General features: G+C 69.7%; 20 protein-coding genes. 16 read left to right on the forward strand and 4 right to left on the reverse strand.

The features are described 5' to 3' along the window. The 7 genes from D7W79_RS10875 to D7W79_RS10905 all read left to right on the forward strand — a co-directional run. On the forward strand, nucleotides 1-1,101 hold a 1,101-nt coding region (locus D7W79_RS10875), incomplete at its 5' end, for an isochorismate synthase (protein ID WP_120525292.1). Then, nucleotides 1,101-2,870: a 2-succinyl-5-enolpyruvyl-6-hydroxy-3-cyclohexene-1-carboxylic-acid synthase gene (gene menD / locus D7W79_RS10880; RefSeq protein WP_120525315.1), complete on the forward strand. Its 1,770-nt coding sequence runs from the start codon at nucleotides 1,101-1,103 to the stop codon at nucleotides 2,868-2,870. The genes D7W79_RS10875 and menD, both read left to right, overlap by 1 nt. Then, nucleotides 2,861-3,712, forward strand: a complete 852-nt coding sequence (gene menH / locus D7W79_RS10885; RefSeq protein ID WP_120525293.1) for a 2-succinyl-6-hydroxy-2,4-cyclohexadiene-1-carboxylate synthase — start codon at nucleotides 2,861-2,863, stop codon at nucleotides 3,710-3,712. Before menD ends, menH begins: the two co-directional genes overlap by 10 nt. Then, on the forward strand, nucleotides 3,709-4,629 hold the full coding sequence (locus D7W79_RS10890; RefSeq protein ID WP_120525294.1) for a 1,4-dihydroxy-2-naphthoate polyprenyltransferase: 921 nt from the start codon (nucleotides 3,709-3,711) through the stop codon (nucleotides 4,627-4,629). Before menH ends, D7W79_RS10890 begins: the two co-directional genes overlap by 4 nt. Nucleotides 4,630-4,638: 9 nt before the next feature. Further along, the gene (gene menC / locus D7W79_RS10895) at nucleotides 4,639-5,793 is read left to right on the forward strand and encodes an o-succinylbenzoate synthase (RefSeq protein ID WP_120525295.1); all 1,155 of its coding nucleotides are present in this window, start codon (nucleotides 4,639-4,641) and stop codon (nucleotides 5,791-5,793) included. A 42-nt stretch (nucleotides 5,794-5,835) separates the two neighbouring features. Next, nucleotides 5,836-7,299, forward strand: coding sequence for an o-succinylbenzoate--CoA ligase (gene menE, locus D7W79_RS10900; RefSeq protein ID WP_120525296.1), 1,464 nt, complete (start codon nucleotides 5,836-5,838; stop codon nucleotides 7,297-7,299). A gap of 105 nt (nucleotides 7,300-7,404) precedes the next feature. Further along, entirely contained in the window at nucleotides 7,405-8,733 is a 1,329-nt protein-coding gene (locus D7W79_RS10905; protein ID WP_171435899.1) for a cytochrome P450, read from the forward strand. A 69-nt stretch (nucleotides 8,734-8,802) separates the two neighbouring features. Here the strand turns inward: D7W79_RS10905 and D7W79_RS10910 are convergent, their stop codons facing one another. Then, entirely contained in the window at nucleotides 8,803-9,003 is a 201-nt protein-coding gene (locus D7W79_RS10910) for a hypothetical protein (protein ID WP_120525317.1), read from the reverse strand. 107 nt (nucleotides 9,004-9,110) lie between these two features. Continuing rightward, nucleotides 9,111-9,905 (reverse strand): class I SAM-dependent methyltransferase, encoded by a 795-nt coding sequence (locus D7W79_RS10915; RefSeq protein ID WP_147441882.1) that lies wholly within the window; start codon nucleotides 9,903-9,905, stop codon nucleotides 9,111-9,113. 446 nt (nucleotides 9,906-10,351) lie between these two features. Between D7W79_RS10915 and mhpA the strand changes: the two genes are divergently transcribed. Then, nucleotides 10,352-11,992 carry a bifunctional 3-(3-hydroxy-phenyl)propionate/3-hydroxycinnamic acid hydroxylase MhpA gene (mhpA, locus tag D7W79_RS10920; RefSeq protein WP_120525298.1) on the forward strand — a complete coding sequence of 547 codons (1,641 nt, stop codon included), beginning with the start codon at nucleotides 10,352-10,354 and terminating at the stop codon, nucleotides 11,990-11,992. Nucleotides 11,993-12,017: 25 nt separating this feature from the next. On the opposite strand, the gene D7W79_RS10925 is transcribed toward mhpA, so the two are convergent. Both D7W79_RS10925 and D7W79_RS10930 read right to left on the reverse strand, forming a co-directional pair. Then, a complete protein-coding gene (locus D7W79_RS10925; protein WP_120525299.1) occupies nucleotides 12,018-12,761 on the reverse strand; it encodes a heme oxygenase-like domain-containing protein in 744 nt (247 codons plus the stop codon). An 11-nt stretch (nucleotides 12,762-12,772) separates the two neighbouring features. Then, the gene (locus D7W79_RS10930; protein ID WP_208729692.1) at nucleotides 12,773-14,920 is read right to left on the reverse strand and encodes a hypothetical protein; all 2,148 of its coding nucleotides are present in this window, start codon (nucleotides 14,918-14,920) and stop codon (nucleotides 12,773-12,775) included. Between the two features lie 398 nt (nucleotides 14,921-15,318). Between D7W79_RS10930 and D7W79_RS10935 the strand changes: the two genes are divergently transcribed. From D7W79_RS10935 to ndk, 8 genes are all read left to right on the forward strand, one after another. Continuing rightward, nucleotides 15,319-15,870: a histidine kinase gene (locus D7W79_RS10935; protein ID WP_120525301.1), complete on the forward strand. Its 552-nt coding sequence runs from the start codon at nucleotides 15,319-15,321 to the stop codon at nucleotides 15,868-15,870. 179 nt (nucleotides 15,871-16,049) lie between these two features. Next, nucleotides 16,050-17,345, forward strand: a complete 1,296-nt coding sequence (gene icd, locus D7W79_RS10940; protein WP_120525302.1) for an NADP-dependent isocitrate dehydrogenase — start codon at nucleotides 16,050-16,052, stop codon at nucleotides 17,343-17,345. Between the two features lie 29 nt (nucleotides 17,346-17,374). Next, the gene (gene mdh, locus D7W79_RS10945) at nucleotides 17,375-18,316 is read left to right on the forward strand and encodes a malate dehydrogenase (RefSeq protein ID WP_120525303.1); all 942 of its coding nucleotides are present in this window, start codon (nucleotides 17,375-17,377) and stop codon (nucleotides 18,314-18,316) included. Between the two features lie 230 nt (nucleotides 18,317-18,546). Continuing rightward, a complete protein-coding gene (gene sdhA / locus D7W79_RS10950; RefSeq protein WP_120525318.1) occupies nucleotides 18,547-20,424 on the forward strand; it encodes a succinate dehydrogenase flavoprotein subunit in 1,878 nt (625 codons plus the stop codon). 86 nt (nucleotides 20,425-20,510) lie between these two features. Then, nucleotides 20,511-21,317 (forward strand): succinate dehydrogenase iron-sulfur subunit, encoded by an 807-nt coding sequence (gene sdhB, locus D7W79_RS10955; protein WP_120525304.1) that lies wholly within the window; start codon nucleotides 20,511-20,513, stop codon nucleotides 21,315-21,317. 268 nt (nucleotides 21,318-21,585) lie between these two features. Then, a complete protein-coding gene (sucC, locus tag D7W79_RS10960; protein ID WP_120525305.1) occupies nucleotides 21,586-22,746 on the forward strand; it encodes an ADP-forming succinate--CoA ligase subunit beta in 1,161 nt (386 codons plus the stop codon). A gap of 32 nt (nucleotides 22,747-22,778) precedes the next feature. Continuing rightward, complete coding sequence (gene sucD, locus D7W79_RS10965; protein WP_120525306.1) at nucleotides 22,779-23,675, forward strand: succinate--CoA ligase subunit alpha; 897 nt, start codon at nucleotides 22,779-22,781, stop codon at nucleotides 23,673-23,675. Between the two features lie 40 nt (nucleotides 23,676-23,715). Beyond that, on the forward strand, nucleotides 23,716-24,141 hold the full coding sequence (gene ndk / locus D7W79_RS10970; protein WP_120525307.1) for a nucleoside-diphosphate kinase: 426 nt from the start codon (nucleotides 23,716-23,718) through the stop codon (nucleotides 24,139-24,141). The last annotated feature ends 59 nt before the right edge of the window (nucleotides 24,142-24,200 follow it).

The following is a 24,200-nucleotide window of genomic DNA, read 5'->3' on the forward strand; positions in this document are numbered from 1 at the left end:
GTGGTGCTCGGCGCGCTCGGCCACGACAGCGTGCGGTGGTTGGACGCGGCGTCTCCTCAGCTGCCCGGTCCCTGGTTCGGCGGCATGCGCTTCAGCCCGACGGAGCCGGTGGACGGCGCGTGGCGCTCGCATGGCCTGGCGCGCTGGACGCTGCCGGAGGTGCTGGTGTGGCGCGACGGCGGCGTGCTGTCGGTCGCCGTCTTCGCGCCGGAAGGGGCAGGCGCGGAGGACGTGGTGCGCTCGCGGCTGGAGCGCGTGCGGGCCTCCTTCCCGCAGGCGTACCGGCATCCGGTGGGCGCGCCGGTGGCGCTGCGCACGGCATCGTCGCGGCGGGACTTCGAGGCGCTGGTGGACCGCGCGGTGGAGGCCATTGGCACGGGCCAGCTGCACAAGGTGGTGCTGGCGCGGGCGCTGGAGGCGGAAGGGCCGGAGCCCTTCGACGTGGTGGATGTGCTGGCGCGGCTGCGTGAACAGAACCCGCGCTGCGCCACGTTCCTCTTCCGCGCGCCGGACGGCACGGGCTTCCTGGGCGCGACGCCGGAGACGCTGTGCCGGGTGGACGGGCGGCGGCTGGAGACGGAGGCGCTCGCGGGCTCCGCGGCGCCGGGCGGCGGCGAGGCGCTGGACGCCAGCGACAAGGACCGGCGCGAGCATGACGCGGTGGTGCGCTACATCCTCCAGGCGCTGTCGCCGGTGGCGGCGAGCGTGTCCGCGGACGCGCAGCCGTCGGTGCTCGCGCTCAAGAACGTGGTGCACCTGCGCACGGGCATCCGCGCGGAGCTGGCGGACGGCGTGGACACCGCGAAGGTCGTCACCGCGCTGCACCCCACGCCCGCGGTGGGCGGCACGCCGCGCGAGCGCGCGCTGTCGTTCCTGGTGGAGCACGAGTCCCTGGACCGGGGCTGGTACGCGGGGCCGGTGGGCTGGGTCGGACCCGGGCGCGCGCACCTGGTGGTGGCGTTGCGCTCGGCGCTGGTGCGCGGGGCGAAGGCCCGGCTCTTCGTGGGCGCGGGCATCGTCGCCGGCTCCAGCGCGGAGTCCGAGTGGCGGGAGACGGAGATGAAGAGTCTGGCGATGCTGCGCGCGCTGGGGGGCCGGTGATGTCCCTGGACGCCAACCTCAACGTGCTGTGGTCGCGCGCGCTGCTGGAAGAGCTGGTGCGGGGCGGCGTGCGGCACGCGGTGGTGTGTCCGGGTTCCCGCTCCTCGGCGCTGGCGCTCGCCTGCGCGCACACGCCGGGCCTGCGCGTCTGGTCCGTCATCGACGAGCGGAGCGCCGGCTTCTTCGCGCTGGGCATGGCGAAGCAGTCGCGCCAGCCGGTGGTGTTGGTGGCGACGAGCGGTTCGGCGGGCGCGCACTTCTTCCCGGCCGTCATCGAGGCGGCCATGGCCCAGGTGCCGCTGATCATCCTCACGGCGGACCGGCCGCTGGAGCTGCAGGGCTGGGGCGCGCCGCAGACGGTGCCCCAGGCGCGCTTCTACGGCGACTTCGCGCGGCTGTTCGCGGACGTGGGCCTGCCCGAGGCGAGCAGCCCCGCCATCGCGCACCTGCGCGCCACGGCCGCCCGCGCGGTGAGCACCGCGTGCCGTGCGCCCCGGGGCGCCGTGCAGCTCAACGTGCCGTTCCGTGAACCGCTGGCGCCCATCGCGGTGGACTTCGGCGCGGAGAAGCTGACGGCGCTCGCGAGGGAAGGGCGCACGGACGCGCCCATCACCCGCATCGCGCCTGCGTCGCGAGCCCCCGACGCGGCGGCGCTGGACGCCGTGCGCGCGCGCATCGCCGCCACCGAGCGTGGCGTCATCGTGTGTGGTCCCCGCGACGAGGACGACGGCTTCGCGGAGGCCATCGCCGCGCTGAGCCTGGCGACGGGCTACCCGGTGCTCGCGGAGGCCACGTCCCAGGCGCGCTACGGCGGCGGCCCGCTGACGGTGTCGCTCTACGACGCGCTCCTCCGCCATGAGCCGTTCGTGCGGACGCACGCGCCGGAGTTGGTGCTGCGCTTCGGCGGAGGCCTGACGCCCAAGTCGCCGCAGCAGTGGCTGGATGGCTCCAACGCGGACATCACCGTCTTCAGCGACGAGGGCGCGCTGTACGACCCGGCGCACCGTGCGGCGCGGGTGGTGGAGGGCAACGCGGTGCTCGCGTGCCGTGCGCTGACGGAAGGGCTGTCGCGCGGTCCGGGCCGCTGGGCGCAGGGCTTCGTGAACGCGGAGCGGGTGGCCCGCAACGCGCTGGAGACGGCGCTCGGCGAACAGCCGAACGCGCTGACCGAGCCCCGGCTGGCGCGCGAGGTGGTGGCGGCGCTGCCGGCGAACGCGCTCTTCTTCGTGTCCAGCAGCATGCCCATCCGCGCGGTGGATGCGTTCGCGCATGGGGGCGGCGTGCCGCTGCGCGTGCTGGCGAACCGGGGCGCCAACGGCATCGACGGCATCGTGTCCAGCGCGGCGGGCATGGCCGCGGCGGCCGGAAGGCCCGCGGTGCTCTTGTCCGGCGACCTGGCGCTCCTGCACGACGTGGGCGGGCTCGTCACGGCGGCGCGGGCGCGCGTGCCCCTGACGGTCGTCGTGGTGAACAACGACGGCGGCGGCATCTTCTCCTTCCTGCCGCTGGCGCAGGTGGCGAAGCCGGACGTGTTCGAAGCCCTCTTCGGCACGCCGCACGGCGTGGACCTGTCGCACGCCGCGGCGCTCGCGGGCGCCCGCTTCGAGCGGCCCACGACGCCCGCGGCCCTGCGCGCGGCAGTGCGCACCGGGCTGGAAGGCGGCCTCCACCTGGTGGAGGTCCAGGTGGACCGGGCCACCAACGTCGATGCACACCGACACCTCTTCACGCGGATGGCGACCGCACTGGGAGAAGGACCATGGGCGTGACGCTCGCTTATGACACCTGGGGCGATGGCCCCCATACGCTCCTGGCGCTGCACGGCTTCACCGGCAGCGGCGCTTCGTTCGGACACCTGCGTCCGCTGCTGGGCCGCTCCGTGCGCGTCGTGGCGGTGGACCTGCCCGGCCACGGCCGCACGCCGCTGCCGGAGAAGACGGGACGCGACGGCTTCCTGGAGACGGTGGACGCCATCGTCAAACTCGCGCGCGGGCTGGGCGGCCACGTGGATCTGCTCGGCTATTCGCAGGGCGCGCGGCTGGCGCTGGGCGCGGCGGTCCACGCGCCGGAGTGCTTCGGCCGGCTGATCATGGAGAGCGGCTCGCCCGGACTGCACCGCCGCCAGGAGCGCTCCGAGCGGCGCGAGGCGGACGCGAAGCTCGTGGACTTCATCCGCGCCAAGGGCGTGGACGCCTTCGTGGAGCGGTGGGAAGCGCTGCCCCTCTTCGACGGCCTTCGCCGCCTGCCGGAAGCGGAGCAGATCGCGCTGCGTGAGCGCCGCAAGGCGTGCACGGCGGAGGGGCTCGCCGGGGCGCTGGAGACCCTGGGCCTGGGCGCGCAGCCGGACTACTGGCCGTCGCTGCACCGGCAGCGGCTGCCCACGCTGCTGCTCACGGGCGACCAGGACGTGAAGTTCACGACCCTGGCGCGGCGCATGGCGGCGGAGCTGCCGGTGGTGTGGCGCCACGCCTTCGCCGGGGTCACGCACGCCCCGCACCTGGAGGCGCCGGAGGAGTACGTGCGCGAAGTGCTCTCGTTCCTCCAGACGCCCTGGTACGAAGCGCCGCAGTTCGAACCCGCCATCCTGGCGCGAGAGGCGATCCACTCGTGACGACCCTGGTGAGCACCCCTCCCGATGCGGCTCCTCCCCGGCCCACGCTGAAGACGTGGCTGATGGCCGTGCGTCCGAAGACGCTGACGGCGGGCGCGGTGCCGGTGCTGGTGGCCACGGCGCTCGCGTACGGCAACGGCGTGGGGCGCCTGGTGCCCGCGCTCGCGGCGCTCGTGGGCGCGGTGCTGATCCAGATCGGCACCAACTTCATCAACGACTTCTATGACTTCAAGAAGGGTGCGGACACCGAGGAGCGCCTGGGGCCCAAGCGCGTGACGCAGAGCGGGCTCATCGCGCCGGGCACGGTGCTGATGGGCGGCCTCGCGTGCTTCGCGCTGGCGACGCTGGTGGGGCTGTACCTGGTGGCGGTGGGCGGCTGGCCCATCGTGGCGATCGGAGTGGCCTCGCTGCTGTGCGGCTACGCGTACACGGGAGGCCCGTTCCCGCTGGCCTACCTCGGTCTGGGCGACCTGTTCGTGCTCATCTTCTTCGGCATCGTCGCGGTGACGGGCACGTACTACGTGCAGGCCGGCTTCGTGAGCCCGGCGGCCTGGTGGGCGTCGCTGCCGGTGGGCGCCATCGGGACGTGCCTCATCGTGGTGAACAACCAGCGCGACGCGAGCACGGACGTGAAGGCCGGCAAGCGCACGGTGGTGGTGCGCTTCGGCCAGGGCTTCGGCCGCGCGGAGTATGTGCTGCTGCTCGTGGCTTCCTACGTCACGCCGTTCGTGCTGTTCGCGAAGGGCTACGCGAGCGCCTGGGTCTTCCTGCCGCTCCTGAGCCTGCCGCTGGTGGTGCCGCCGCTGAAGCTGATGCTGAAGGCGGAGGGCGCGGCGCTCAACCCCGCGCTGGGTGGGACGGCGAAGCTGCAGATGGTTTTCGGACTGCTGTTCGCGGTCGGGCTGTACCTGCGCTGAAGGGGCGGCATGCGCATCACCGACGCGACGCTCACCCCGCTGCACCTCACGCTGGCCCAGCCCCTGAAGACGGCGAGGGGCACCTACGCCACACGCGACGGGTTCCTCATCCGGCTGCGGGACGAGGACGGCCGCGTGGGGCAGGGCGAGGCGATGCCGCTGCCGGAGTTCGGCACGGAGCCGCTGACCATGACGCACACGGTGCTGCGCGCCTGGCTGAGCTCCCTCCGGGGCCAGTCGCTGGACGACAGCATCGAGGGCATCGAAGCCACGCTCGTGCCGTCGGCCAGCCAGGAGCAGCGCCAGCGCGGTGCGCGGATCCGGCTCATCGACACGGGGGAGCCCGTCCCCGCGGCGCAGCACGGCCTGGAGCTGGCGCTGTTGGATCTGCTGGCCCAGCGCAAGGGCGTGCCCCTGTGCTGGCTGCTCGCGGAGGAGGCGCGGCAGGAGGTCCTGGTGAACGCGCTGCTGGGCGCGGAGGACCCGGAGGCGCTGGCCCGGCAGGCGCGAGAGGCCGTGGAGGAGGGCTACCAGACGCTGAAGGTGAAGGTCGCGGGCCGCTCACTGGACGAGGATGAAGCCCGGGTGCGCGCCGTGCGCGAGGCGGTGGGCCCCCGCGTGCGCCTGCGCCTGGACGCGAACGGCGGCTGGTCCGAACCCGAGGCCAACCGCGCCCTGGACCGGCTGGGCTGGTACGACCTGGAGCTGGTGGAGCAGCCCACGCCTCCGGAGGACCTGCAGGCGCTGTGGCGCGTGCAGCGCCGAGCACCCTGCCTCATCGCCGCGGACGAGACGCTCGCCACGCCCGCGGCGGTACGCACGCTCCTCACGATGGACCTGGGCGGCGGGCCCGCGGTGGGCGCGGTGGTGATCAAGCCGATGGTGCTGGGAGGACTGCTGCCCTCCATGGTGGTGGCGCTGCGAGCGGCCCACCTGGGCATGCACGCGTTCGTCACCAGCTCCATCGATGGGGTGGTGGCCCGCGCGGGCGCCGCGCACCTGGCCTCCGCGCTGCCGTCGGGAGAGCTGGCTTCCGGGCTCGCCGTGGGGCGGCTCTTCGCGGACGAGCCGCGCGACCATCCCTATCAACCCCACCGGGGAATCGTGCGGCTGCGCGACGTGCCCGGGCTGGGACTGAATCCGGACCTCATCCGGGACCGCTGAAGCCCCGCGCTCCGGCCGTCCCATCCACGGAGCCGCCAGGCCATGACCTACGACTGCCCCATCCGCGAAGGCGCGCGTCGGCATCCCGAAGCCGCGGCCCTGCGCTTCGCGGATCAGACGTGGACCTTCCGCGCGCTGGACGAAGCGGTGACACGCTGGACCGGAGCCCTGGCCGCGCGCGGAGTGGGGCAGGGCGACCGGGTGGCAGTGCTGTCGACGAACCACCCCGCGGTGACCTTCCTCTTCTGGGCGCTGGGCCGGCTGGGCGCGGTGTTCGCGCCGCTCAACGCCCGCCTCACCCCAGCGGAGCTGTGGCCCCTGCTGGAGGCCGTCGAGCCCCGGCTCACGCTGGCACTCGAAGCCCTGCGCGACCGGCTTCCCGGAGCGGAGTCCCTGGAGTCCTTCCCGGACGGCGTGGCCACGAACTCCGTGCCCGCGCGCGCCTGGAATGCGGACACGCCCCGGGTCATCCTCTTCACCAGCGGGACGACGGGAAGGCCCAAGGGCGCGGTGCTCACGGAAGGCGCCTTCCGTGCCTCATGCCGTGCCTCCGCCGCGAACCTGGGCGCGCACCCCGCGCCGCGCTGGCTGGGCACGCTGCCGCTGTTCCACGTCGGCGGTCTGGCCATGCTCACGCGCACCGCGTACGAGGGCGGCTGCCTCCTCCTGCACGAGCGCTTCGACGCGGACGCGGTCAACCGCGCCATCGACACGGAGGGCGCTTCGCACGCCAGCTTCGTCGCCACCACGCTGGAGCGCGTGCTGGACGCAAGGCAGGACCGCAAGCTGCCCGACACCTTCGAGTGCGCGCTGATCGGCGGGGGACCCGTCCCCACGGCGCTGCTCACGCGGGCCCGCGCCGCGGGACTCCGAGCCCTCCAGACCTATGGCCTCACCGAGGCCTGCTCCCAGGTCACCACCGAACGCCCCGGCGAAGCGGATGGCCGCACCGCGGGGCTGCCCCTGCCGGGCCTCCAGGTTCGCATCGTCGGGACGGACGGAGTGACGCTCGGCGAAGGGCAGGAGGGTGACGTGGAGGTGCGCGGCCCCACGCTGATGTCCGGCTACTGGAACCAGCCCGACGCCACGCGCGACGCCTTCCACGACGGCTGGCTGCGGACCCGCGACGTGGGCGTGCTGGACGCGCAGGGACGCCTCACCCTCCTGTCGCGCCGCACGGACCTCATCGTGCGGGGAGGGGAGAACCTCTACCCGGCGGAGATTGAAGCCGTCCTTGCCAACCACCCCGCCATCCTGGAGTCCGCCGTCGTCGGCGTGCCGGAGCCCCACTGGGGCGAGGTCCCCGTCGCCTTCGTCGTCCTGCGCCCCGGCCACGCGCTGCCCGGGGACCTGGACGCGTGGTGCCGCCAGTCGCTCGCGCGCTTCAAGGTGCCCACCCGCTTCTTTGCGGTTGAAACACTGCCGCGCAACGCCATGAGCAAGGTGGAGCGCCCCGTTCTCCGGAAACACGCTTTGTCTCATCCCCCGTATCAGTCAGGGTCCTGACAACCCTGATTTCCTGACGGGTGGGGTTCACAGGACTCGCTGAGAAGACCTGTCAGGTCGGGTTATAATATTCCGCTGTGGGGGGATCCTGAGAGGAAGCTCACGGTGAGTACCGCAGTGGAAGCAGTGAAGGTGGAAGGGCAGTCCGAGGCAATCCACATCGACCCGCATGCCGGCAAGGCCCCTGCCGCCATGAAGTGCCCCCATCTGGGTGCCCAGTACAACCCCTTCGCGGGACCGCACGTCGAGGACCCGCATCCGTTCTACGCGGAGCTGAGACGGGACGCGCCCGTCAGCTACAACCCCATGCTGGGGATGTGGCTGGTGAGCCGCTACGACGACATCTGCCACGTGCTGAAGGATCCGTCGCGTTACTCGTCGGCGGACCTGGGCAACATGGGGTCGGTGCTGTCGCCGCAGACGCTCGCGGTGCTCGCCGAGGGCTACCCCCTGGCGGACAGCCTGATCAACTCGGATCCGCCCGCGCACACCCGGCTGCGCAAGCTGCTGGGACGGGGCTTCTCCGCCCAGCGCATCACCGCGCAGGAAGCCCCCATCCGCGCCGTCTCCGAGGAGCTCATCCACGCCTTCGCGCAGAAGGGGCAGGCGGACCTGGTGACGCAGTTCGCGTACCCGCTGCCCGTGCGGGTCATCCTGGGCATGGTGGGCGTGCCCCAGGAGGACATGGCGGACATCAAGCGCTGGTGCGACGACTTCTTCCGGATGATCTTTACCCGCGTCCCCGCGGAGGAGCAGCCGCCGCTCGCGCGAAGCTGGGTCACCTTCCAGCACTACGTCGCCCGCCTCATCCGCGACCGGACCGACGAGCCCCGCGACGACCTGATCAGCTACCTGGTCACCACCGACGCGGACGGCGAGGCGCTCACCCTGCCGGAGCTGATCATCGCCATCGCCGGCAGCATGCTGGCGGCGGGCCATGAGACGACGACGGCGCTGCTGGCCCAGTGCTGGAAGCAGGCCCTGCTCCAGCCCGGCCTCTGGCAGCGGCTGCGCCAGGATCGCTCGCTGGTGCCGCACCTCATCGAGGAGACGCTGCGCTTCGACTCGGTGGCGCACGGGATGATCCGCACCACGATGGAGGACGTGGAGCTCGCGGGCGTCGCGCTGCCCAGGGGCTCGCGACTGCTGCTGCTCTACGCGTCCGGAAGCCGTGACGCCGCGCTGACCGCGGACGGGGAGCACTTCGACATCTCCCGGCACCACCCGACACACCTGGGCTTCGGCCGGGGCATCCACTTCTGCATCGGAGCGCCGCTGGCCCGGCTGGAGGCGGTCATCGCCACCAACCTGCTGTTGGATCTGCTCCCGGACCTGCGGCTGGTGGAGGAGAACCCGGACTTCGGCACGACGCAGTCGCTGACCATCCGCTCCATCCAGCACCTGCGCGTGGCGTGGACCCCCACCGGGGCCTGAAGCCACCCGCAAGGCGCCCGTCCCGCCCGTGGCGTTCCCACGGACGGGCCGGGTGCTTCGTTCAGCGTCTCAGCACTCCGACGCCGGGTGTCCCCAGGGGTTGGTGCGCGGATACTGGCGCAGCAGCGTGCACAGGCGGTGCGCGGCGACCATCGTCGCGGAAGGCCGCGGCGGCTCGGCGTGCATCGCCGTCTGGCCCAACCGGGCCGCCTGTAGTGCCAGCGCATGCTGGACTTCGGGAGACCAGCGCTTGAATTCGAGCCATTCCATGAGCCTGCTCCTCGTTGAAGGAGCGGCCATTGAACCCCCTTCAAACCTGGAAATCACGACGCCCCGCGTTGACCCGGGGCGTCAGTGACCTCTCGCTGACAGGCCACTCAGGCCTGCGAGGCAGTGGCGGGTCGGCCAATGAGCATCATGAGCCCGAAGGGGTTCCCCGGGTTGGTGAGCCGCTCGATCTCCCAGACGTAGTCGTCACCCAGGCCGTGGGTGAGCTCGCGCATCTCCTCCACGGAGTAGGTACGCAGACAGGACACCACGCCGTCGAACGCCGCCGCGATGGGGATGAGCGGCATGAGGTAGGTGAGGGCGAGCCGATCCGCGCGCACCGGGCGGATGAAGGGCGTCGTCAGGGGGACGTTGATCAGCGCCGCCGCCGTCATCGCGATGGCCGGCCCGCGCCGCTCCACCAGCTCCATGATGGCGATGCCCCGGCGCTGCGCGACCGCGTCCGCCAGCACCTTGCGCGCCATGTCCGGCGGCAGGTGGTGGAACGAGTTGCACATGATGCGGAAGCCCTTGAACGTCGCCGGCACCGCCGTCGCGTCCACCGGCGTCGTCACGTAGTCGATGCGCCCCGGGTTCGCCGCCTTCACCTTCTCGAACGCGGAAATCTCCGGGTACAGGTCCGTCAGCAGCGCCGTCGCCTTGTAGCCCTCCTGCGTCTCCAGCATCTCCAGCAGCTTCGGCACCGGCCCCGCGCTGCCCGACGCCATGTCCAACAGCTGCGTCTCACCCATCGCCGCCATCGCGCCCTTGAGCCGCTTCACGAACTCCGAATAGCGGTCGTCCGACAGGCTCCACACGTACGCCAGGAAGTCCGTCACCCCCCGGCGAAGCACCTTCGGGAACCAGGGCTGATCCTCTAATTCAAAAAGTTGCAGTCTGGGCATAATCGCTGGGCGCTCCAAGGGGCTCAGGGGGGAGGTGACTCCGGCACTGTCGCCCAGTCTGGAGCGACGTACAAGGGGTGCCTCCCAGGGGCATCCGCATACATCCGCAGACCCGGGAATCCCAACAACACCCACAATTCCTGCCGCTGCCGCAAAACGTTTGAAGCGTTGCAGGAAATCACTGTCCGAAAGGCAGACGGCGGACGCTGGGTGCTGTTCAGCCCTGCAAGGTTTCCGGAGGGGTGCGTTTGATTATCAGGCGGTCGGGAAGGGGCAGACCGGGTGTTTCTGACTCGGGCCCCGAGCAACCCGGAACGCGATGAAACAGCGTATCTGGAGTGGGGTTGCCGGAGTTTATAGGTATTATTACTTACGACCGAGGGGGGCTTCGGTCGTCCGGTCGCACGGTTCAAAACGGATCAGCTCGCACACAACGGGAGGGAGTAATGGCTCCGGAATCTGTTGATGTGATCGTCGTCGGAAGCGGCCCGGTGGGTGCCATGGCGGCGAACCTGCTGGGGCAATACGGCCTGCGCACCGTGGTCATCGAGAAGGAGACCACCGCGCACACCCAGTCCCGCGCGATCAACGCGGACGACGAAGCGCAGCGCATCTTCCAGGCCGCGGGTCTCACGGGCGAGCTGGGGCCGGGTTTCCACCCGTGCCTGAAGATGACCTACGTGGACGACGAGATGCGGATGCTCGCCGAGGTGGACTTCACCAAGGTGGAGCGCCCCAACGGCCACCCCATCGGCTCGCTCTTCAACCAGCCCCGCCTGGAGGCCGCGCTGCACCGCGGCCTGGAGCGCTTCTCGCACGTCACCCTGTGGCGCGGCCACGAGGTCGAGTCCTTCATGCAGGACGAGGACGGCGTGTCGGTGCGCGTGAAGGACAACGTCGCCAACCGCACCCTGACGGTGCGCGCGCGCTACCTGCTGGCGTGCGACGGCGCCAAGAGCGGCATCCGCCGCCGGCTGGGCCTGAAGCTGGAGGGCACCACCGCGCTGGAACACGCGCTGGCCATCTCCGTGGAGACGGCGTCGTCCGCGCCGGACTTCACCTACTACCCCTGCGGCCCGGAGCGCGTGGGCATCGTGACGCGCACCGCGCACGACGAGATTCGCTTCGACACGGTGGTGAAGCCGGGGCAGGACCTGGAGTACGTGAAGACGCCCGAGTACGTGCGGAGCATCATCGCGCCCTTCATTGATCCGGACTCCGTGAAGGTGAAGAGCGTCAACCTCTACGCCTACCACAGCCGCATGGCGGAGAAGTGGCGGGTGGGCCGGGTGTTCCTGCTCGGGGACGCGGCGCACCTGATGCCGCCCTTCCTGGGCCAGGGCCTGTGCTCCGGCCTGCGCGACGCGGCGAACCTCACCTGGAAGCTGGCGCACGTGCTGGGCGGCGCGGCGGACGCGTCGCTCCTGGACACCTACGAGGTGGAGCGCCGGCCGCACGCCGCGGAGATGATGCGCCTGTCGGACTCGCTGGGCTCGATGCTGGCGTCGGGCGGCCCGTTCGTGGCCCGCGCGCGCAACGCCTTCATCAAGCTGCTGTACCACATGCCCGTCACCGGCCCCTTCATCCGCGAGTACAAGATGAAGCCGAACCTCTTCCACGCGGAAGGGTTCCTCTTCGGTGGCAAGCGCGGCAAGTCCAAGCAGGCGGCCGAAGGCGCCTACTTCCCGCAGCCGCGCGTGGAGCACGGCGAGGAAGGGGAGCGCCCGCTGGATGACGTCATCGGCCACCGCTTCGCCGTGCTGACGCGGCCGGGTGCGCCCGCCGAGGTCCAGCAGGCCGCCAAGGCGATGGCGGAGGACGTCGGCGGCGTGTGGCTGTCGGTCGCGCCGGCGGCGCGCTCCGGCGCGGGCCGCTCCGGTGAGGTGGTGGACCTGGAGGGCAGGCTGGGCGAGTGGTTCGCCCAGCACGCCGCGGACCTGGTCGTCCTGCGCCCGGACCGCTACGTCTACGCGGCCACGAACCGCGCGGGCGTCACGCAGGTCCACGCGTCGCTGAAGCAGGCCGTCCGCCCGCTGACCCGCTGGGGCAGCCGCGGGTCACGCCGGGCGGCGCAGCTCGGCGCCTGAGCACCGCCTGAGCACCGCCTGAGCATCAGGCGGCGGCGGACTGGAGCAGCTGCTTCGCCTTCGCCATGCAGTCGCCGTAGAAGCGCAGGTAGATGTCCAGCGCACGGGCGCCCGTCTTCCCGATGGTCGCCGCGTGCTCGGGCTTCTGGCCGAGCAGCTTGTTGAGCATGACCTCGTTGAGCGCCGTGTGGCCCACGTCCAGCTCCACGTGCTCCTTGATGAACGACAGCGAGTTCATCACGTCCGGGCCCAGCACGCGCTTGCACTGCTCGATGAGCCGGGGCGCGAACACCACCGACAGGTTTTCAATCTCGTACTCGATGGCGACCTGCCCGCCCGGCATGGGGCCCGCGATGGTTTCCTCGTGGATCTGCCGGTACTCCTGCATGGCCTGCGTGGGGGCCTGCGCCAGGAGGGCCTCCGCGTCCAGCTTGGGGAAGCGGCGCGTGTTCCAGCCAGCCACCAGGTTCTTCGTGTCCTCCACCATCATCAGGTGGTGACCGGCCTCGTGCTTGGCGTGGGTGATGAGCTTCTCGCCCACGTCCACCATGCCCGCCTTCACACAGGCCTCACCGGCGCGGCGGATCCACCCGTCCACGGGCTCCGTCATGTAGACGCCCAGGGCACACAGCTGGATGAGGAAGGCCTCCAGCAGGGCGGGTTCCACGTTCGGGTCCAGCAGCGTCGTCACGTGGGGGCCGGTCGCCAGCAGGTGACGGACGTCGGTGACGTGGGGGAGATACTGCTCTTCGACGAGGGGCTTGCTCATGGGGGGGATCCTCAACGGGAGTGGGCACCACGGCGCCCGATGGTGAGTTCGCTGATGTGCTCGAGGAAATCCGGGACGAGCTTGGAGGAGATGATCCACAGGTAGGGATCCGGCCCGTCATGCAGGCCGCACTCCTGCACGTAGTCGCCGCCCTCGTCCTCGCGCAGGTAGAGGAAGGAGGGGCGGTTGCGCGCGGCGTACCAGCGGCGGGCCGCGTCCAGCAGGGCGGAGTACGCACGCGTTCCATCCCCCAGCAGGGAGAACAGGCGCGTGTTGTCCAGCAGGCGGAAGAGGTTCGCGCCCAGCTGGCCCAGCTCCACCACGGCGGCGGCGCAGGGGACGCCATCGCGGCGCGCGACCAGCACGGTGCGCTCGCGCTCCATGCCGAAGCTCTTCCACTTCGCCGTCACGGGGCCCATGTCCAGCCGGTCGCGCGTGAGGTCCAACGACTGCACGTAGCACTCGGGAAACTGCTGGGCGACGGTGGCGGCCAGCAGGCTCAGCTCGCCCGGGGTGGCGGGGCCCACGCTGTACGGGTGCACGCGGCCCGTCATCTCGTGGCTGAAGGCCTTCATCTTCTGGATTTTCCGCGTGAAGGCCAGGCTGGAACCGGACTCCATCTGCCGCTGCGCGTACTTCACGTGCGCCTTGTTGATCCACGGGTTGAGGGCCTCCACGTAGGCCACCACCCAGTGGAAGTCCGGGTCGCTTTGCGGGTGCTCGAAGGTGCGCAGGTAGAGGTCGCGCATGATGGCGCCCGCCTCCTTCAACCCCTCCGGCGGCTTGCCGGGCCGCTTCGCCACCTGGTGGCCCAGCCACGCGTGGCGGTACGGCTTGGTGAAGGACAGCGTCGCTTCAATGCCGCGCTCGGACGGCCACACCGCGTTGCAGAACAGCTGGGGCACTTCCGCGGCGCGCTTCGCGAGCGACGCGAAGTTCTGCTTCAGCTCCTCGAACTCCGCCGGGGAGCTGCCACCCAGGCTGAAGAAGCCGGAGCGGTTGAACAAATCCCACAGCTCCTCCACCAGGCCCTCGCTGGTGCGCGTGGCCGGGGACATCGTCTGGGACACGAAGCGCACCCAGCGCGCCTCGTCGGAGGAGTAGGGCAGCAGGCTCAGGCCGCACAGCACGGTGCCGTCCGCGCGCACGCTGCTGACGTAGCGGACCTCGCCGCGCACGCTCACCCGCTGGCCGTCGCCCAGCTCCAGCTCGATGAGGGGCGGCAGGAGGCCGGGGAAGAGCAGGTCCTGCGGCTGGCAGCGCATGCACAGGCCGGAGAAGGACAGGTCCAGCACCTCGCGGCGCAGCAGTCCCTGCTCCCGCCACAGCGGGTGGTGGAACCGGGCGTGCACGCCCTCGGGGGCGGCGACGCGGCGGTGCCAGCGGTGACGGATGCGGAACAGCTGCGCGGGCAGGGCGGTGAAGAGGCGGTCGCCCTCGCTGCGGCCCGCTTCCGCGCGCAGGCGGTAGGCGGAGTTGTAGCCGATGACGTCGATGTCGTACGCCGGCTCGCCGAAGTCCGGGGTGGAGTCCTCCGTGCGCCACTCGAGCTGACCGGTGGCGGAGTGGAAGCGCTCCAGCACCATGCGCACCACCCGGCCCTGGCGGCGCAGCACGCCCTTGTTCCCGGCGGCGCAGATGGCGGTGAAGATGGAGCGGATCCGCTCCGGGTCGGAGATGATGTCCTGCACGGGCAGCGCGGAGGCCGCCGGCACCGCCACGCCCTGGCGCAGCGCGTCCGACAGGAAGCCCAGAATCTGCCGGCCCTGCTCCAGCGTCACGCCCACCAGCTGCAGCCCCACCGGCGCGTTCGGGACGTCCATATCCGTACGGATGTAGGCGCCATTGAGCGGTCCAATCGTGGCGCCATTGCACGCCAGGTACACCGGGAAGGTGCGCGACTCGGTCGTGTCCACCAGCGGCTGGCGGGGGGCCACCCACACCACCGTCGGGGACAGCCGCGTCACGTCACCCAGCACCGCGTCCGGCCGACCCACCGCGCAGGTGATGGCCGAGGGGCCCGTGCCGTGCAGCGAATAGCCCGAGTCATCCAGGGCGGCTTCAGCGGGAGGAAGGGGAATCACGTTACGCAGCGCGTCGCCACTGCCGAATTCAATCGCATGCCGGAACTTCGAGGACGCCGGGATCCCTCCATCCATCGTCAGGACTCCCCTCTTGCGGGCAGCGGTACCATTGGTGGTCGGCGATGTTGCGAGCACAACACTTCCTCCCTGATTGACTGGAGACGCTGGCGGCTCTGGATTCTGGGACCACATCATGGAGATCTCGGCCGTAACAGTCAAATCGAATTTATATGCCGGTGCTGTTTTTCCGTCCCTGGCCTTGACTCACCCTGGGTCATGATTGACCGGACGTATACGGGTTTTCCGAGGAGCGATACGGACCCAGCGTGCGCGTCTTTATCAGCAATATGGCGCGGGGCTGTAACTCTCCTCACCAGGGAAGGTGGGGGAGACCCGGCGCCGTCAGGCAATGGACCGTGTCAGGGGGCGCCGTTATGGTCGGTGCTTCTGGGCTTGGGGGAAGGGAGCCGCGAATGAGCGCAGCGCTGGATGTGCAGGGTTCGCTGGGGGACGCGGAAGCCTCCTTCAGCAGTCAGGGGCTGGAGCCCGTGGACCTCCCGGACGTCTTCCAGGTGGACGTGGCGGTGTCCGTGCGCGACGCGCTGGGGCTGCTCGGCGCGACGCGGCGGCTGCACGGCGTGCAGGTGTCGCTGGAGCTCCCGGAGGATCCGGTGATGGCCCGGGTCAGCCGGCGCCGCCTGGAGCAGGTCCTGCTGCTGCTCGTCGCCCACGCGGCGGACGCGGCGCCGCCGGAGGCCCAGGCCGTGCGGGTGGTGGTGGAGCCGCCGGATGACTTTGGCGACGTGGGGCCGCGCTTCCTGGTGGTGATGCCGGGCGTGAGCCTCTCCGAGCGGGAGACGCGCTCGGTGGTGCTGTCGCCCCTGCGCGTGGGGAACACCCAGCGGCGGCTTGCCCGGGCCCGGGAGCTGGTGGACGCCATGGGCGGTGAGCTCGCGCTGGAGCGTCTGGAGCAGGGGACGGCCGTGAGCGTCCAGCTGCCGGCGCCGGGGCTCGCGAGCTTCTAGCCCACTCCAAAATCCGGAAAAACGATCCTGCTTCCGGACCATTGGCTGCGATAAGCGCGGCACACCCCGGGTGTGACGAACCCAGGGGGACGTGCGGCCAAACTCCTTGACGACCGGGGGCGGGTTCCCGACTATCCGCCGCCTCTCAAGACCCCGGTCTCAATCAGGAGTTTGCGTTCATGGCGCCTCCCTCTGGCGAGAAGATCACCCTGCAGAACGGCAAGCTGACCGTTCCGAACAACCCGATCATCCCCTACATCGAGGGCGACGGCACCGGCCGCGACATCTGGAAGGCCTCGCAGGCCGTGTTCGACGCGGCGGTGGAGAAGGCCTACGGCGGCAAGAAGAAGATCTCCTGGTACGAGGTGCTGGCCGGCGAGAAGTCCTTCAAGCAGGTGAACAACTGGCTGCCGGACGAGACGGTCGCCGCGTTCCGCGAGTACCTCGTGGGGATCAAGGGCCCGCTGACGACGCCGGTGGGCGGTGGCATCCGCTCCCTGAACGTGGCGCTGCGCCAGATGCTGGACCTGTACGTCTGCCTGCGGCCCGTGCGCTACTTCAAGGGCGTGCCCAGCCCGGTGAAGCAGCCGGACAAGGTGGACATGGTCATCTTCCGTGAGAACACGGAGGACATCTACGCGGGCATCGAGTTCGAGGCCGGCACCGCGCAGGCGGAGAAGTTCCTGGGCTGGCTGAAGCAGGAGTTCCCCAAGGAGGCGGGCAAGATCCGCTTCCCGGCGAACGTCGGCATCGGCATCAAGCCCGTGTCGCAGGAAGGCACGGAGCGCTTGGTGCGCGCGGCCATCCAGTACGCGGTGGACCTCAAGCGCAAGAGCGTCACGCTGGTCCACAAGGGCAACATCATGAAGTTCACCGAGGGCGCGTTCCGCAAGTGGGGCTACGACCTCGCGGCGCGTGAGTTCGGTGGCAAGGTCTACACCTGGGACCAGTGGGAGGCCACCAAGGCCGCCAAGGGCGAGGACGCCGCCAACGCCGAGCAGAAGGCCGCGGTGGCCGCCGGGAAGATCATCATCAAGGACTCCATCGCGGACATCACCCTGCAGCAGGTGCTGACCCGTCCGGACGAGTTCGATGTCATCGCCACGCTCAACCTCAACGGCGACTACCTGTCGGACGCGCTCGCGGCGCAGGTGGGCGGCATCGGCATCGCGCCGGGCGGCAACATCAACTACGTCTCCGGCCACGCCGTCTTCGAGGCCACCCACGGCACCGCGCCCAAGTACGCGGACCTGGACAAGGTGAACCCGGGCTCCGTCATCCTCTCCGGCGAGATGATGCTCCGCCACATGGGCTGGCACGAGGCCGCGGACCTGATCATCAAGGGCATGGACAAGGCCATCGCCGCGCGCACCGTGACGTACGACTTCGCGCGCCTGATGAAGCTGGAGACGAAGGAGACCGTGACCGAGGTGAAGTGCTCGGAGTTCGGTCAGGCCATCATCAAGCACATGTAGTCCCCACCCCAAAGCAGGAGGGCGAAACCATGGCTCACAAGAAGAAGAAGATCGGCCTCATTGGCGGCGGTCAGATCGGCGGCAACCTGGCGCTGCTGGCGGTCCAGAAGAACCTTGGCGACGTGGTGCTCTACGACATCCCGGCGGCCGAGGGTCTGGTCAAGGGCAAGGCGCTGGACATCAACCAGCTGTCCGCGGTGGATGGCTACGACAGCCGCGTCACCGGCTCCACGGACTGGAAGGACGTCGCGGGCTCGGACGTGATCATCATCACGGCCGGCGTGCCCCGGAAGCCCGGCATGTCCCGCGAGGACCTGCTGGACGTCAACCTGAAGATCATGAAGGACGTGGCGGGCAACATCAAGCAGCACGCCCCGGACGCCTTCGTCATCAACGTGGCCAACCCGCTGGACGCGATGGTGTTCGCGCTCCACAAGATCGCCGGCCTGAAGGACAACATGGTCGTGGGCATGGCGGGCGTGCTGGACACCAGCCGCTTCAAGTGCTTCGTGGCCGAGGCCCTGGGCTGCTCCATCCGTGACGTGGAGGCGCTCGTGCTCGGCGGCCACGGCGACGACATGGTTCCGCTCGTGCGCCACAGCACCGTGGGCGGCGTGCCGCTCACCCAGCTCATCGCCAAAGACAAGCTGGACGCCATCATCGACCGCACCCGCAAGGGCGGCGCGGAGCTGGTGGGCCTGTACAAGACGGGCAGCGCCTACTTCGCCCCCGCCTCCTCCTCCATCGCCATGGCGGAGAGCTTCCTCTTCGACCGCAAGCGCGTGCTGCCGGCCGCGGCCCTGCTCAAGGGCCAGTACGGCATCAAGGACTTCTTCTTCGGCGTCCCCGCGCAGATCGGCGCGAACGGCGTGGAGAAGATCATCGAGGTGGAGCTGAACGACGCGGAGAAGGCGGAGCTGAACAAGTCCTTCACCTCCGTGAAGGGCACCGTCGACCTCGTCAAGCTGTAGTCCGGCTGTCGGTCGGGCCCGCCGGAATCCTGCTGGCGGGCCCCGCCTGATGTCGCGAATGATCCGGGCTTATCCCCCGGCCCCCCGTCCTTGCGGCGGTATTTTTCCAAGTTAACTAGCGTGTAGGACTCGCACTGGATGACGGGAGCGGGGCACGTGTCGCGAAGCAGGACTTCAGCGGCCCCCCGTGAAGGCACCCCCCCGGGCGTCCAGTGGTCAAGGAGACGATGATGGCGGCAGCAGCGCGATTCACGGTGGTGGGCGGCGGTCTGGCCGGGCTGATGACGACGATCAAGCTGGCGGAGGCGGGTCACCAGGTGGACGTGCTCTCGCTCGTCCCGGTCAAACGCTCCCACTCGGTCTGTGCCCAGGGCGGCATCAACGGCGCGGTGAACACGAAGGGTGAGGGCGACCACCCGGACATCCACGTGAAGGACACGCTGCGCGGCGGCGACTTCCTCGCGGAGCAGACATCCGTGAAGGGCATGTGCTACGCGGCGCCCGGCATCATCTACCTGCTGGACCGCATGGGCGTGACGTTCAACCGCACGCCGGAAGGCCTGCTGGACTTCCGCCGCTTCGGCGGCACCCTGCACAACCGCACCGCGTTCGCGGGCGCCACCACCGGCCAGCAGCTGCTCTACGCGCTGGACGAGCAGGTCCGCCGCTACGAGGCGGAGGGCAAGGTCACCAAGTACGAGTACTGGGAGTGGCTGGGCACGGTGAAGGACGAGTCCGGCCGCTGCATCGGCAGCGTGGCCATGGACCTGCGCACCATGGAGATCCGCACCTTCCCGGCGGAGGCGGTGTGCCTGGCGACGGGCGGCCCCGGCATCGTCTTCGGGCGCTCCACCAACTCCATCATCAACACCGGCACCGCTGCGGGCCGCGCGTACATGGAAGGCGCGCTGTACGCCAACGGCGAGTTCATCCAGGTGCACCCCACCTCCATCCCGGGCGAGGACAAGCTGCGCCTGATGAGCGAGTCCGTGCGCGGCGAGGGCGGCCGCGTCTGGGTGCCCAAGAAGAAGGGCGACACGCGCAACCCCCGGGAGATCCCGGAGAGCGAGCGCTGGTACTTCCTGGAAGAGAAGTACCCCAAGTACAAGAACCTGGTGCCGCGCGACGTGGCGACGCGGGAGATCTTCATGGTCTGCCGCGACCTGGGCATGGGCCTGGGCGGGCGCGACGGCGTGTACCTGGACGTGACGCACATCCCGGCCAAGACGCTCGACGCGAAGATCAAGGGCGTCAAGGAGATCTACGAGAAGTTCGTCGGAGATGATCCGCGCCACACGCCCATGGTCATCTTCCCGGGCATGCACTACTCGATGGGCGGCCTGCACGTCTCCTTCGAGGCGGACCCGCGCACCCAGACGCCGCTGGACGGCAGCCCGGTGAACCAGAGCACGCGCATCCCGGGCCTGTACGCGGCCGGCGAGGCGGACTACGCCTTCCACGGCGCGAACCGCCTGGGCGCCAACTCGCTCCTGTCCTGCATCTACTCCGGCATGATCGGCGGCCCGGCGATGGCGTCCTTCGCCAAGAGCCAGACGACCAGCGCCGCGGCGATGCCGGAGAAGTACTTCGCGGACGCGAAGAAGTACTGGCAGGACCGCTTCGCCACCATCAAGCAGATGAACGGCGCGGAGAACCCGTACCAGCTCGCCAAGGAACTGGGCGAGGTGATGACGGAGAACTGCACCGTGGTGCGCTACAACGACCGCCTGAAGAAGACGGTGGAGCGCATCCGCGACCTGAAGGACCGCTGGACCCGCGTCAACGTGCTGGACACGGGCGTCGTCGCCAACCGCGCGCTCTCCTACACCAACCAGGTGTGGAACATGCTGGAGTTGGGCGAAGTGATTGCCACCAGCGCGCTCCTGCGCGACGAGAGCCGCGGCGCCCACTACAAGCCGGACTTCTCCCTGCCGGAGCCCAAGTCGAAGGACCCGCGCGAGGATCCGCAGTGGATGGACCTGTGGCGCAAGCGCCACGAGAAGTGGGCGAAGACGACCATCGCCACGTACGCCTCCCAGGGCCCGCAGATCTCCTACCAGGACCTGCCCACGCCGGTGCTGGACCCCGAGCCCCGTTGGTACGCGTAAGGCGTTCATTGCTTTCCGGGCCCGCGCGCTTTCAGGCGCGGGTTTCCGCCACCTGATTTGGCAGTGAAGGGAAGGGCAGCCGCACCATGGACACCGCACAGGCCAGCGCCGTCAGCTCGAAGACCGTCACCTTCCGCATCTGGCGGCAGGATGATCCGAACAAGCCGGGTCACTTCGACGAGTTCAAGGTCCCCTACACGAAGGGCGCCAACGTCATCTCCTGCCTGATGGAGATCCAGCGCAACCCCGTCACCGTGGAGGGCAAGAAGGTGGCCCCCGTGGTGTGGGACGCCGCGTGCCTCGAGGAGGTGTGTGGCAGCTGCGCCATGAACATCAACGGCCGGGTGCGCATGGCGTGCTCCGCGCTGGTGGACAAGCTCCAGCAGCCCATCACCCTGGAGCCGATGAAGAAGTTCCCGGTGGTGCGCGACCTCACCGTGGACCGCGACCGCATGTTCGAGTCGCTCAAGCGCGTGAAGGGGTGGATCCCCGTCGACGGCACGTACAACCTGGGCCCCGGCCCGCGCCAGTCGCAGAAGGACCAGTCTGTGATGTACGTGCTGTCCACGTGCATCACCTGCGGCAGCTGCCTGGAGGCGTGCCCCCAGGTGACGCAGGACAACGACTTCATCGGCGCCGCGCCCATCAGCCAGGCCCGCCTGTTCAACATGCACCCCACGGGCAAGCTGAACGCGGAGGAGCGCACGCGCGCCCTCATGGGCCCCGGCGGCATCCAGGACTGCGGCAAGGCGCAGAACTGCGTGAAGGTCTGCCCGAAGGAGATCCCCCTCACCACCTCCATCGCGGTGATGAACCGCGAGGTGAGCAAGCTGATGATCAAGGACATCTTCTTCAAGGAAGAGGAGCAGAAGGCGTCCAGCGGTCCGGGGTAGTCCCTCCCGCTCGCCGTCCTGGCTTCCTCGCGGCCCCGTGCCAGCGCCCCATGTCAGCGGGGCGCCGGGCGGGGCCGTGCCCGTTCGGGTGAAGGCCGCCTCATTCCCCCGGACACCGGGTGTTATCCCCGAGGCCAGCGCCTGTGTCCCGTCGCGACGCTGGAGGCCAAACGGCCTTGCCATCCGTCGTTTTCTGCGCAATGAGGGCCCGCGTTGACGCCCCGTGTAGGGGCTGTCCTCGTCTCCCCTCGTCCCACCCGGAGATTCGATGAAGATCCACGAGTACCAGGGCAAGGAACTCTTCCGGAAGTATGGCGTGCCCACGCCGCGCGGCATCCTCGCGCTCTCTCCCGATGAGGCCGAGGCTGCGGCGAAGGAACTCGCCACGCCCGTCGTCGTCGTGAAGTCGCAGATCCACGCGGGCGGCCGCGGCAAGGGCGGCGGCGTGAAGCTGGCCAAGAGCCCCGCGGAGGCCAAGGAGCTGGCCCGGCAGATGCTGGGCATGATGCTCAAGACCATCCAGACCGGCCCGGAAGGGCAGAAGGTCCACAAGGTCTACATCGAGGAAGGCCTCGACATCGGTCAGGAGCTGTACCTGGGCGTGACGCTCGACCGCGCCACCAGCCGCATCACCTTCATGGCGTCCACCGAGGGCGGCGTGGAGATTGAAGAAGTGGCGGAGAAGCACCCGGAGAAGATCCTCCGCGCCGTCGTGGACCCCGCGGTGGGCTTCGCGGACTTCCAGGGCCGCGAGCTGGCCTTCGGCCTGGGCCTGACGGGCCCCACGGTGAACAAGTTCGTCCAGTTCTGCGCCGCGCTCTACAAGATGTACGTGGAGACGGACGCGGCCCTCGTGGAGATCAACCCGCTGGTCATCCGCAAGAGCGGCGGCGTGGTGGCGCTCGACGCGAAGGTGACCTTCGACGAGAACGCGCTCTACCGGCACAAGGAGCTCCTGGAGTACCGCGACCTGGCGGAGGAGGAGCCCCGCGAGACGCAGGCCAAGGAGTACGACCTGGCCTACATCGCGCTGGATGGCAACATCGGCTGCATGGTGAACGGCGCGGGCCTGGCCATGGCCACCATGGACACCATCAAGCTGGTGGGCGGCGCTCCGGCCAACTTCCTGGACGTGGGCGGCGGCGCGAGCAAGGAGAAGGTGACGGCGGCCTTCAAGCTCATCCTCGCGGATCCGCAGGTCAAGGCGGTGCTCGTCAACATCTTCGGCGGCATCATGAAGTGTGACGTCATCGCGGAAGGCATCATCGCGGCGGCGAAGGAAGTGCAGCTGAAGATCCCGCTCATCGTGCGCCTGGAAGGCACCAACGTGGAGCAGGGCAAGGAGCTGCTCCGCAACTCGGGCCTCGCCATCACCCCCGCGGACAACCTTCGCCAGGCGGCCGAGAAGGCCGTGGCGGCCATCAAGTAGGGCCTTCGCCCCCTCTTACCTGAAAGATCGCCATGAGCATCCTCGTCAACGAGAACACGAAGGTCCTCGTCCAGGGCATCACCGGCTCGGCGGGCTCGTTCCACGCCAAGCAGATGCTGGAGTACGGGACGAAGATTGTGGGCGGTGTCACGCCGGGCAAGGGCGGCACCTCCTTCGAGGGCAAGGTTCCCGTGTTCAACACGGTCGCCGACGCGGTGAAGCAGGCGGGCGCGAACACGTCCGTCATCTTCGTGCCGCCGCCCTTCGCCGCGGACTCCATCATGGAGGCCGCGGACGCGGGCATCTCCCTCATCATCACCATCACCGAGGGCATCCCGGTCAACGACATGGTGCGCGCCAAGCGCTACCTGCAGGGCAAGCCGGGCGTGCGCCTCATCGGGCCGAACTGCCCGGGCGTCATCACCCCTGGCGCCAAGTGCAAGATCGGCATCATGCCGGGCCACATCCACAAGCCGGGCCGCATCGGCGTGGTGTCCCGCTCCGGCACGCTGACCTACGAGGCCGTGCACCAGCTCACGCAGCTGGGCCTGGGCCAGTCCACCGCGGTGGGCATTGGCGGCGACCCCGTCAACGGCACCAACTTCGTGGACGTGCTGAAGCTCTTCCAGGCCGACCCGGAGACGGACGCCGTCATCATGATCGGTGAGATCGGCGGCAGCGCGGAGGAAGAGGGCGCCGAGTACGTCAAGCGCGAGTTCACCAAGCCCATCGCCGGCTTCATCGCCGGTCAGTCCGCGCCCCCGGGCAAGCGCATGGGCCACGCGGGCGCCATCATCTCCGGCGGCAAGGGCACGGCCTCGGAGAAGATCAAGGCGATGGAGGCCGCGGGCATCCTGATGGCCGCGAGCCCCGCCGAGCTGGGCACCACGCTGCAGGCGGCCGTCAAGCGCGGCCCCCCGAAGCGCTGAGTCGAACCTTTCACACGACACACACACGAGGAGCCAAGACATGGCCATCGAGCGCACGCTGTCCATCATCAAGCCGGACGGGCTGAAGAACCACCACATCGGCGAGATCATCGCCCGCTTCGAGAAGGCGGGCCTGACGCCCGTCGGCATCCGTCTGCAGCAGCTGTCGCAGAAGGAAGCGGAAGGCTTCTACGCCGTCCACAGCGCCCGGGGTTTCTTCAAGGACCTGGTCTCGTTCATGACCTCCGGACCGGTGGTCGTGATGGCGCTCGAGGGTGAGAACGCCGTCCAGAAGAACCGTGACCTCATGGGCGCCACGGATCCGAAGAAGGCCGACAAGGGCACCATCCGCGCCGACTTCGCCCAGAGCATCGACGCGAACACGGTGCACGGCTCGGACAGCCTGGAGAACGCGAAGAACGAGATCGCGTACTTCTTCCGCGAGACCGAGCTCCAGAAGTACTAGGCAGCGTCCAGCCTGCTGACAGCGGCCCGGAGTCCACGCCCCACGCGGCGCGGACCCGG

The sequence above is a fragment of the Corallococcus exercitus genome, from assembly GCF_003611585.1.
Classification (GTDB): Bacteria; Myxococcota; Myxococcia; order Myxococcales; family Myxococcaceae; genus Corallococcus; species Corallococcus exercitus.

Coding starts and splice junctions, on each gene's coding strand:
- menD (WP_120525315.1), top strand. CDS start 1,101: ATGTCCCTGGACGCCAACCTCAACGTGCTGTGGTCGCGCGCGCTGCTG.
- menH (WP_120525293.1), top strand. CDS start 2,861: ATGGGCGTGACGCTCGCTTATGACACCTGGGGCGATGGCCCCCATACG.
- menC (WP_120525295.1), top strand. CDS start 4,639: ATGCGCATCACCGACGCGACGCTCACCCCGCTGCACCTCACGCTGGCC.
- menE (WP_120525296.1), top strand. CDS start 5,836: ATGACCTACGACTGCCCCATCCGCGAAGGCGCGCGTCGGCATCCCGAA.
- D7W79_RS10910 (WP_120525317.1), bottom strand. CDS start 9,003: ATGGAATGGCTCGAATTCAAGCGCTGGTCTCCCGAAGTCCAGCATGCG.
- D7W79_RS10915 (WP_147441882.1), bottom strand. CDS start 9,905: ATGCCCAGACTGCAACTTTTTGAATTAGAGGATCAGCCCTGGTTCCCG.
- mhpA (WP_120525298.1), top strand. CDS start 10,352: ATGGCTCCGGAATCTGTTGATGTGATCGTCGTCGGAAGCGGCCCGGTG.
- D7W79_RS10925 (WP_120525299.1), bottom strand. CDS start 12,761: ATGAGCAAGCCCCTCGTCGAAGAGCAGTATCTCCCCCACGTCACCGAC.
- D7W79_RS10930 (WP_208729692.1), bottom strand. CDS start 14,920: ATGGATGGAGGGATCCCGGCGTCCTCGAAGTTCCGGCATGCGATTGAA.
- D7W79_RS10935 (WP_120525301.1), top strand. CDS start 15,319: ATGAGCGCAGCGCTGGATGTGCAGGGTTCGCTGGGGGACGCGGAAGCC.
- icd (WP_120525302.1), top strand. CDS start 16,050: ATGGCGCCTCCCTCTGGCGAGAAGATCACCCTGCAGAACGGCAAGCTG.
- mdh (WP_120525303.1), top strand. CDS start 17,375: ATGGCTCACAAGAAGAAGAAGATCGGCCTCATTGGCGGCGGTCAGATC.
- sdhA (WP_120525318.1), top strand. CDS start 18,547: ATGGCGGCAGCAGCGCGATTCACGGTGGTGGGCGGCGGTCTGGCCGGG.
- sdhB (WP_120525304.1), top strand. CDS start 20,511: ATGGACACCGCACAGGCCAGCGCCGTCAGCTCGAAGACCGTCACCTTC.
- sucC (WP_120525305.1), top strand. CDS start 21,586: ATGAAGATCCACGAGTACCAGGGCAAGGAACTCTTCCGGAAGTATGGC.
- sucD (WP_120525306.1), top strand. CDS start 22,779: ATGAGCATCCTCGTCAACGAGAACACGAAGGTCCTCGTCCAGGGCATC.
- ndk (WP_120525307.1), top strand. CDS start 23,716: ATGGCCATCGAGCGCACGCTGTCCATCATCAAGCCGGACGGGCTGAAG.